The organism is Deltaproteobacteria bacterium, assembly GCA_035063765.1.
In the GTDB taxonomy this organism is placed as follows: domain Bacteria; phylum Myxococcota_A; class UBA9160; order UBA9160; family PR03; genus CAADGG01.
Genome location: JAPSFT010000003.1, coordinates 125,557 through 134,578, shown reverse-complemented (window position 1 = coordinate 134,578; position 9,022 = coordinate 125,557). Strand labels below are relative to the sequence as shown.

Genomic DNA, 9,022 nt, shown 5'->3' with positions numbered 1-9,022 from the left:
TGCTCCCGCAGGTCGTCTACCGCTTCAACGAGAGCTTCTCGGCCACGGTCGGCGCCAACTTCTTCTTCGGCCGCGAGCAGTTCGTGAACTCGCCGATCTCCGAGCTGCGCGCCGGCCAGAACCGCACCGGTGACCACGCCTACGAAGAGGCCGCCGAGAACGGCCTCGCCGTGCTCCGCGACCGCGACGAGATCTACCTGACCCTCCGCTACACCTTCTGAACCGGAGACCGGGTCGCCAGGCCCCCTTCAGCTCCTGCACCGGGCGGTCGATAGGCGCGCCCGTGCCGCGCCAGGCCCACCGCCTCTCGATCTTCTCGTGGTCGCTCGACCGGGCGGCCTTCGTCGCCTACCTGCTGGGCGCCGTGGTGCCGCTCCTGGCGCTGGCGCTCGTCCTCGAGCGCTGGGTGCTCCCGGCGCTGCCCGACGGAGCGCCGCGCTTCGGTCTGATCGGGCTCGCGCTCTCGATCGCGATGCTCTCGGCGGGCTCGTTCCTGGCGCTGCGGCGGGTCACCTGGCGCACCGTCGCCACGATGCGCCGCGACAACGAGCGACTGGCGGCGCTGCTCGACGCGGCCGGCCGGCTGGCCGAGGCGCCGGACCCGGCCGCGGCAGGCGCCGCCGCGGTGGCCGCCGCGCTGCGCATGGCCGAGGCGCGCGCCGCCGGCCTGCTCGCGCCCGCCGAAGGCGAGCCGCCCAAGCTGCTCGCAGCCGCGGGCGAGGCCGGCTGCTTCGATCGGCTCGGCGCACCGCTGGCTGCGCTCGTGACCCAGGCGCTTCGCGACCAGCGACCGGCCCTGCTCGGCGGGCGTGGCGGTCACACCACGGCCGCCGCGGTCCCGATGCCCGGCGCCGGCGTGCTGGCGGTGGTGGCCGCTGATCGACACCCCTTGCTGTCGGCCGACGCAGGGGCGCTCGAGACGCTCGGCACCCTGGCGTCGGTGGCGGGGCGGCGCGCCCAGCTCGCCCAGGCCCAGCGCAACTTCTTCGTGCACGTGACCGACCTGCTGGTGGCGGCGCTCGACGCCCACCTCGACGTCCAATCGGGCCACTCGCGGCGCGTCGCCGAGCTGGCGAACCGGCTCGGCCGCTCGCTCGCGCTCGACGAGGAGAGCCGCCAGCGGCTCCACTTCGCGGCGCTCCTGCACGACGTCGGCATGCTGCGCATCCCGCCGGCGCGGCTCGGCGACCCCAAGGCCTACCGCCAGCACCCGGCGCTCGGCCACCGCATGCTGGCGCCCATCCAGCTCTGGAGCGAGATCGCGCCGCTCGTCCTGCACCACCACGAGTGGTTCGACGGCCAGGGCTATCCCGACGGACTCGCCGGCGAGGCGAGTCCGCTCGAGGCCCGGATCATCGGCCTGTGCGAGGCCTTCGACAGCATGACCAGCGCCTCGAGCTACAAGCCCGCCCTCGAGCGCGCCGAGGCGGTACGCCGGATCGAGGCCGGCAGCGGCACCCAGTTCGACCCGCGCGTGGTTGCGGCCTTCCAGGCGCTCCTCACCAGCGGCGAGCTCTGACCGCGCCACTCGGGAGCTGGGACGCCGCTCGCGGAGCAGGCGAATCGCTCAGTCCGAGGGCTCCGCGCGCAGGAGGCGCGCGAGCCGGGCCGGGTCCCGGCGCAGGCGCACGTGCCGCCCTCCCGTCACGAAGACGAGGCCGGGCTTGGCGCCGCGCGGCTTGCGGACGTTCTTGACCGGCGCCACCAGCACGTCGGCGCTCGGCGCGTGGCGGGCCTTCGAGAAGTGGACGGCGAGCTCGCAGGCGTCGAGCACCGACGCGGAGGGCGGATCGGGGCGGCCCTCCGTGCGCAGCACGACGTGGCTGCCCGGGGAGGCGTCGAGGTGGAAGAAGAGGTCGTTGCCGCGCGCGAGGCGGGTCGAGAGCAGGTCGTTGCTCTCGTCGTTGCGCCCGACCCAGATCTCGAGGCCGTCGGCGCTCGTGTAGACGCGCGGGGTCTGGCGCGCCGACAGCTCGTGCTTGCCGAGCCGCCAGACCCGCTTCGCCGGCCCCTCGGCGGCCGGCGCCGGCGCGCTGCCGGCCCGCTCCGGCGCGGGCGCGAAGCGCGCCAGCAGCCGCGCCACCTCCGGCCGCTCGGCGAACGGACGCAGCCGCTCACCGTCCGCACCCGCGGCGGTCGCCTCGTCGAGCTCCCGCTGCAGCGCCGCGAGCGACTCCGCGCGTGCCTCCACCTCGCCGAGCTCGCGCAGGGCACGCAGGGCGCGCTTCTCGGCCTTGCGCGCGCGCCGGAAGCGCTCGTCGAGCTGGACGCGCGGCGCCACCGCCGGGTCGAGCGCGATCACCACCTCCTCCCCGCTCGCGAAGTCGCGCGCACGCGCCTCGCGCGCGCCCGGCCGCAGGGCCCCGACGACGCCCTTCAGGAGCTCGCCCTCCCGGCGCAGCCGCCGTGCCTCCTCGCCGCCCCCCGCATCGGCCTCGAGCTGCGCGCGCTTCTTCTCGAGCGACTGCAACGCACGCCGCAGCGCGCGCTCGAGCCGCGCGCGCAGGGCGCCCTCTGCTCCGCACGCCTCGCGCTCCGACGCCGCCGCCTCGAATGCGGCGAAGAACCCCTCGTCCGGAACGGAGGCGAAGCGGTCCTCACCCGCCGGCGGCGGGGCACTCGGGGGGCTGCACCAGGGTTCGCCGAGCGCCAGGTCGCGCCGCGTCGCGGCGAGCGGGCGCAGGGCGCCGACCACCCGCTCCTGCGCGTCGAGCAGGTAGGCGTTGCTCCGGGGCCCGAGCAGCGCGAGCAGGAGCGCGTGCTCGCCCGCCTCGCCCGCGAAGCGCAGGAGCGCCTGGCGGTCCTCACCGAGCAGCTCCGCCCCCGTGAGCCGCGCTGCGCCGAGCCGGGCGCGCAGGAGCTGCGCAAAGACCGGTGGCGACGGCGGTGCCGCGGGCCGCTCCGCGAGGCACGAGAGACGCGCCGTCGCGGGCTCGGCGCAGAGCAGCAGGTTCGCGTCCGCGCTCCCCTTCGCGTGCAGCCCGAGCACCACGCGCCGCTCGTCGGGCACGACGACGCGCTCCACGCGCGCGCCCGAAAGCGTGCGCTCGACGAGAGCGACCGCACGCCGCAGCTCGGCCAGGCTCATCACCGCTGGCACCGCGGGCAGTAGTGGCTGCTGCGCGCGCCGATCACGCGGCGCCGGATCGGCGCCGCGCAGGCCGGGCAGGGCGCGCCCGCACGGTCGTAGACGCGCCGTTCGTCCTGGTAGGCACCGTCGCGGCCGTCGGGCCCGACGTAGTCGCGGATCGAGGAGCCGCCGGTCTCGATCGCGCGCGCGAGCACGCGGCGCAGCGCGGCGGCGATCCGCTCCCACTCGGCGCGGGTCACGCGCCCCGCCGCTCGCGCCGGGCGCACCCGCGCGTCGAAGAGGGCCTCGTCGGCGTAGATGTTGCCGACCCCGGCGAGCACCGCCTGGTCGAGCAGGAAGCTCTTCAGCGCGACGCGCCGCCCCCGGCTCGCCGCGAAGAGCGCCGCTCCGTCCGCAGCGAGCGCATCGGGCCCGAGCCGCTCGAGCCGCTCGTCGCTGGCCCCGGGCGCCAGCCACAGCACCTTCCCGAACTTGCGCGCGTCGCGCATCCAGATCTCGGGGCCGGCGTCGACGAAGCGCAGGCGCAGGTGGGTGTGCTCGTCGGGCGTGAAGCCCCGCCCGGCGCACCGGGCCGCCCGCATCGAGGCGCGCAGGAGCCGCGGGCTCGAGACCGCGCTCGAGAAGAGCTGGCCGGTCATGCCGAGGTGCAGGACCAGCCGGCTGCCGTCGTCGAGGCGCGCCACCAGGTACTTGCCGCGCCGTTCGAGCGCGCCGGCGCGGCGCCCGGCGAGCGCGCGGCGCAGCCGCGCCGGCGGGGTCAGGAAGAAATAGCTGGGCCCCGTCGTGGCGACCGCGGCGATCGCGCGACCCAGCAGCAGCGGGGCGATCCGCTGGCGTGTCACCTCGACCTCGGGCAGCTCGGGCATCGCGGGCGAAGTTAGCGGCGCACGCTCAGGCCGACGAAGGGGTGCTCGCCGGGGGGAGCCGATCGGAGACGGCGGCCGTCGCTGCGAGCAGCGCCGGGACGGTCGCGAGGGATCCCAGCAGGCGGTCGGCTCAGCGCCAGGGCTCGACCAGGATCTTCGCGTGCGCCTCGGGGTTGCCGAGCGTCGTGAAGGCCTCGGCCACACCCTCGACGCCCGTGCGGCCGGTGATCATCGGCTCCACCTGGATCTGGCCTTCGGACAGCGCCCGCAGGGTGCGCGCGAACTCCTCGGGCGTGTAGCCGAGCACGAACTGGATGTTCAGCTCCTTGTTGATGCCGAGCATCGGGCGGAAGGTGTCCCGCTCCATGCACACGCCGGCCACGACGATCCGGGACTGCGGCGGCGCGTCGCGCATGATCGAGTCGATCAGGCCGGGCACGCCGACGCATTCGAAGAGGACGGCCGTCTTCGCGCCGGCCGCCTCGCGCCAGGCCTCGACGGCCGGCCGCTCCGCGGGATCCACCACGTGGCTGGCGCCGAAGTGCGCCGCCAGCGCCCGCCGGCGCGGCGAGAAGTCGGCCGCCACGATCGTCTCGATGCCCTGGAGGCGCAGCCCGGCGATTACCGCGAGTCCGACCGGGCCGCAGCCGACCACCAGGGGCACGTCGCGAGCGCTGACGTTGGCCTTCGCCACCGCGTGCACGCCGACTGCCATCGGCTCGGTGGTGGCGGCGTGCTCCGTCGCGAGGCCGTTCGGTACCTCGAGGAGCAGCGCCTCCGAGAGCACCATGCGCTCGCCGTAGCCGCCCGGCACCTCGTCCGAGTAGCCCACCGCCTGGAGCCGCGCGCCGTGGAACACGAGCGGCATCGACACCACGCGGGTCCCGGCGGGCAGGCGCTGGGTCGTGTTGGGACCGAAGTCGAGGATCTCGGCGCAGAACTCGTGGCCCATGACGACGTCCCCGAGCAGGTTCGGGACGAAGGGCGCACCGCTCTCGCGCGCCGAGGCCATCATCTGGTCGGCGTGCTGGAGGGCGTGCAGATCCGAGCCGCAGATTCCGCAGGCCAGCGTCTTGACCAGCACCTCGCCCGGGCCGGGCACGGGATCGGGCACGGTCTCGGCAACGATCCGCTTCTCGCGCATCACGGCGGCTCGCATGGGCTCCTCCTCGGGCCGCCCAGGCTAGCCGGCCGGCCGCCGCGGGTCCGCGGCCCGGGACCGGCGCCCGGGTCCTACCAGCCGAGCGCCGGCGGGTCGGCGAGACAGGCGAGCAGCTCGGGAGTCGGCTCCCAGGCGCAGGTGTCACCCGGCCCGTAGCGCCCGCAGCGCGCCTCCCGGTAGCAGGCGTACTCCGGCCGCCACTCGCAGGTCGTCGCGTACGGGCGCTCGGCGCAGATCTGTCCCGAACACCCGCTCACGACGCAACCCGAGTCGAGCACCTCGAATTCGTTGCTCGTGATCGACCCGACCGCACGGCAAGCCGCTTCGGAGAGCGGCGCATGGCGGCTGCATCCGATCCCGACCGGGTAGCGCAGGCGCCAGCGGCCCGGCTCGCGCGCCTCGATCGGCTCCGTGACGGCGGCACCGGGCGCGACCTCCTGCGCGAAGCCCTCCCAGACGCAGACCACCGCCGGTCCCTGGGACACCCACCGCTCGCCGACCTGCTTCTCGTACTCGAAGTGGCTGCAGCCGGCCAGGTACAGCGGTACCCGGGTCGCATTGCGGAACTCGACGCTGCCGGAGGCGCCGGCCGGATACGACCCGCGATCGGTCTCCGCGCAGGCGGCGGCGACCAGCACGGCAGCGAGGAGCGCGAGCGATCGGCGCCTCATCCTGGCCTCCTGTCCCCGGCCCTCACGATATCACGGCCCGGCCCGGCGCAGGCGCCGGAGCGCGGCCTGCCCGGCGCGCTCGACGTGCGGGGTGACCCCCGCGAGCAGGGCCGGGAAGGCCCCGAGCAGGCGGGCGCCGAGGCCGCCGGCGCGCGGCAGCAGGATCTCGCGCGGCCGGCGCCGGGCGGCGCGCCAGATCGCCTCGGCCACCTCGCCGGCCCGCAGGGGCCGGCCGGCGAAGGCGATCGCATTCGAGTCGGCGCCGACCTGCCGGCGGAGCATCCCGGTGTCGACCGCCGCGGGGCAGACGAGCGTGAAGCCGACCGGGCCTCCGGCCTGCTCGAGCGCGAAGCCGTGGTGCAGCGCCCGGAGCGCGTGCTTGGTGGCCGCGTAGAAGGCCTGGCCCTTGAGCGGCAGGTAGGAGGCGAGGCTGCCGACGTCGACCACGTGCCCCCCGCCCTGCCGGGCGAGCCGGGGCACGGCGGCGCGCAGCCCGTTCGCGACCCCGAGGAGATTCACGTCGAGCATGTGCCGCAGCTCCGCCGACGACTGCTCGAGCAGCGTGCCGCTGAAGAGCAGCCCCGCGTTGTTGACGAGCACGTCCACGCGGCCGAAGCGCGCCCAGGCCTCGTCGAGCGCGCGCTCCCAGGCCGCCTCGTCGCGCACGTCGAGCACGACCGCGTGGGCGTGGGGGCCGAGCGCGGCGGCGAGCGCGCGCGCGCCGGCGCCGTCGACGTCGGCGATCACGACCCGCCGGCCGCGCCCGACCGCGAGCCGCGCGAAGGCTTCGCCGATCCCGTGCGCGGCGCCGGTCACGAAGAAGACGGCGTCGGCGCGCATCGGGGCCCTCCGCAGGCTGCGAGGCTAGCGAAGACGCCCGCGCCAGGAGCGCCCTGCGGCCCCGAAGCGCCTCCAGAGCGGACTCGGCATCCGCCAGGCCCTCGCCGATCCCTCGCGCCGGCGCGCCGGCGTTCGTCTACACTGCGCCGCCATGGCGACCCTCGGCAAGCTCCTGGTGGCGATCGTGTGGCTCGTGACGGGCTGGGCGTTCCTGCTGCCCCCGAGCCATCCCTGGACAACGGTCGGCCGCGGCGTCCTGGTCTTCATGCTCGCCGTCCATGCGATCGAAGCGCTCGTCTTCCTGCCGCGCCTGCGCGCGGCGGGCGGGTCGCTCGCGAGCCATCTCGCCCGAACCCTCCTGTTCGGCTTCCTGCACGTCGGCGGCCTACCCCGCGAGGAAGCCCGCCAGTAGGCTTGCGCCCGCATGGACGGTGCGATCCTCGGCGAGCTGCTGCTCGTGATCGCGATCGCTGCGGCGGGAGTTGCGCTCTTCGAGCGCCTGCGCCTGCCCGCGATCGCGGGCTTCCTGATGATGGGCGCGCTGCTCGGACCGAACGGACTCGGCCTCGCCCGGGACCCCGAGCGGATCCGTGCGCTCGCCGAGCTGGGCGTCGTCTTCCTGCTCTTCGAGATCGGCCTCGAGCTGCCGGTGGACGCGCTGCGCCGGCTCTGGCGGCCGGCCCTGGTGGCGGGTGGGCTGCAGATGGTGCTCACCCTGGCGCTGGTGGCGGCGGGCGGGCAGGCGCTCGGCCTCGACGCGAGCAGCGCGCTCGTGCTGGGCGGGCTCGTGGCGATGTCGAGCACGGCGCTCGTGATGCGGGTGCTGCGCGATCGCGACGAGCTCGACGCGCCCCAGGGCCGCCTGTGCCTCGGGATCCTCCTGTTCCAGGACCTGTGCATCGTGCCGCTGCTGCTCTTCGTGCCGGTGATGGCGGGCGAGGTCCCCGCCAGCGCCTGGCCGGTCGCGCGGGCGATCGGCCAGGCCGCGGCGGCCCTCGCCGTGGTCTACCTGGCCGCGCGTTTCGCCTTTCCCTGGCTGCTGGCGCGGGTGGCGGCGCTGCGCTCCCGCGACCTGTTCAGCCTGCTCGCCCTCCTGCTCGTACTCGGCTCCGCCGAGGGCGCCCACGCACTCGGTCTGACCCGCGCGGTCGGCGCCTTCTCGGCAGGGCTGGTGGTCGCCGCCTCGCCCTACGCGCCCCAGCTCCAGGCGGAGGTCGAGCCGCTGCGCGGCATGCTGCTCGGCCTGTTCTTCACCTCGGTCGGGATGCTCTTCGACCCGGGCGCCGCGCTGGGCGCCGCGGGCCCGACGCTCGCCTACGTCGGCGCCGTGGTGCTGCTCAAGTCGCTGGTGGTGGCGGCGATCGTCGTCGGCGTGCTGCGCCAGGGGGTCCGGCTCGGCGTGCTGACCGCCCTCACGCTCGCGCAGACGGGCGAGTTCTCGTTCGTCCTGGCGGAGACGGCGGCGGGCGCCGGGCTCCTCGCGCCGGCGCTCCACCAGGTGTTCCTCGCCGGCTCGCTCCTGACCCTCCTCGCGACGCCGTTCCTGGTGGCGGGCGCACCGCGCGCCGCGGACGTCCTCGGCCGGCGTGCCGACCGCAGCCTGCGCGCCGCGCGCGCCCCGCGCCCCGAGCCCGAGGCGGCGCCGGCCGTCGTGCTGGTGGGCTTCGGGCTGACCGGCCACACGGTGGCGCGTGCCCTGCGCGCGCGCGGCATCCGCTACGTCGTGATCGAGGCGAACGCCAAGGCCGTGGAGCAGGGCCTCGCCGAGGGCGAGCCGATCGTCTTCGGCGACGCCACGCGCCGCTCGATCCTGGAGCGGGTCCACGTCGACCGCGCGCAGCTGGTCTCGATCGCGGTCTCGGACCCGATCGCGGTGCGCCGCCTCGTACCGCTGGTGCGAGAGCTGGCGCCGGCCGCGCGCCTGCTCGTGCGCACGCGCTACGTCGCCGAGATGGACGCGCTCTACGCGCTCGGCGCGTCGCTGGTGGTGGCGGAGGAGTTCGAAGCCACCATCGACCTGCTCGGAGCGGTGCTGCGCAGCCTGGGCGTGCCACCGAACGCGGTGCAGGGCTTCACCGACGAGCTGCGCGACCAGGGCTACGAGGCGCTGCGGACGCCGCCGGCCCTGCTGCTCGACCCGCTGCTCGCCGAGGCGCTCGACCAGGTGGGCACCGAGTGGGTGGAGGTTCCGAGCGGCCCGGCGCAGGGCCGCTCGCTCGCCGAGCTCGGCGTGCGCGCGCGCACCGGCGCCAGCATCGTGGCGATCCGGAGCGGCGCCGCGCTGGAGGCGAACCCGCCGGCCGAACGCCGCCTCGACGCCGGCGACGAGCTGCTCGCCGTCGGCGACACCGGAGCGCTCGGGCGGCTGCGCGCGCTCCTGGCCGGGCCCTGA

The 9,022-nt window shown here is 75.9% G+C and carries 9 protein-coding genes; 4 read left to right on the top strand and 5 right to left on the bottom strand.

Annotated features, from left to right (window positions below):
* On the top strand, positions 1-221 hold a 221-nt coding region (locus OZ948_02565), incomplete at its 5' end, for a hypothetical protein (GenBank protein MEB2343605.1).
* A gap of 62 nt (positions 222-283) precedes the next feature.
* Positions 284-1,519, top strand: coding sequence for an HD domain-containing protein (locus tag OZ948_02560; protein ID MEB2343604.1), 1,236 nt, complete (start codon positions 284-286; stop codon positions 1,517-1,519).
* A 48-nt stretch (positions 1,520-1,567) separates the two neighbouring features.
* Here the strand turns inward: OZ948_02560 and OZ948_02555 are convergent, their stop codons facing one another.
* The 5 genes from OZ948_02555 to OZ948_02535 form a co-directional block, all read right to left on the bottom strand.
* Positions 1,568-3,088 (bottom strand): NFACT RNA binding domain-containing protein, encoded by a 1,521-nt coding sequence (locus OZ948_02555; protein MEB2343603.1) that lies wholly within the window; start codon positions 3,086-3,088, stop codon positions 1,568-1,570.
* Entirely contained in the window at positions 3,088-3,957 is an 870-nt protein-coding gene (gene mutM / locus OZ948_02550) for a bifunctional DNA-formamidopyrimidine glycosylase/DNA-(apurinic or apyrimidinic site) lyase (GenBank protein MEB2343602.1), read from the bottom strand. The genes OZ948_02555 and mutM overlap by 1 nt, the downstream gene beginning before the upstream one ends.
* Positions 3,958-4,087: 130 nt before the next feature.
* The gene (locus OZ948_02545) at positions 4,088-5,116 is read right to left on the bottom strand and encodes a zinc-binding dehydrogenase (GenBank protein MEB2343601.1); all 1,029 of its coding nucleotides are present in this window, start codon (positions 5,114-5,116) and stop codon (positions 4,088-4,090) included.
* A gap of 74 nt (positions 5,117-5,190) precedes the next feature.
* Positions 5,191-5,790: a hypothetical protein gene (locus OZ948_02540; protein MEB2343600.1), complete on the bottom strand. Its 600-nt coding sequence runs from the start codon at positions 5,788-5,790 to the stop codon at positions 5,191-5,193.
* A 30-nt stretch (positions 5,791-5,820) separates the two neighbouring features.
* Positions 5,821-6,630 (bottom strand): SDR family NAD(P)-dependent oxidoreductase, encoded by an 810-nt coding sequence (locus OZ948_02535; protein ID MEB2343599.1) that lies wholly within the window; start codon positions 6,628-6,630, stop codon positions 5,821-5,823.
* A 151-nt stretch (positions 6,631-6,781) separates the two neighbouring features.
* Between OZ948_02535 and OZ948_02530 the strand changes: the two genes are divergently transcribed.
* Positions 6,782-7,042, top strand: a complete 261-nt coding sequence (locus tag OZ948_02530) for a DUF1145 domain-containing protein (GenBank protein MEB2343598.1) — start codon at positions 6,782-6,784, stop codon at positions 7,040-7,042.
* Between the two features lie 12 nt (positions 7,043-7,054).
* Positions 7,055-9,022 (top strand): cation:proton antiporter, encoded by a 1,968-nt coding sequence (locus OZ948_02525; protein MEB2343597.1) that lies wholly within the window; start codon positions 7,055-7,057, stop codon positions 9,020-9,022.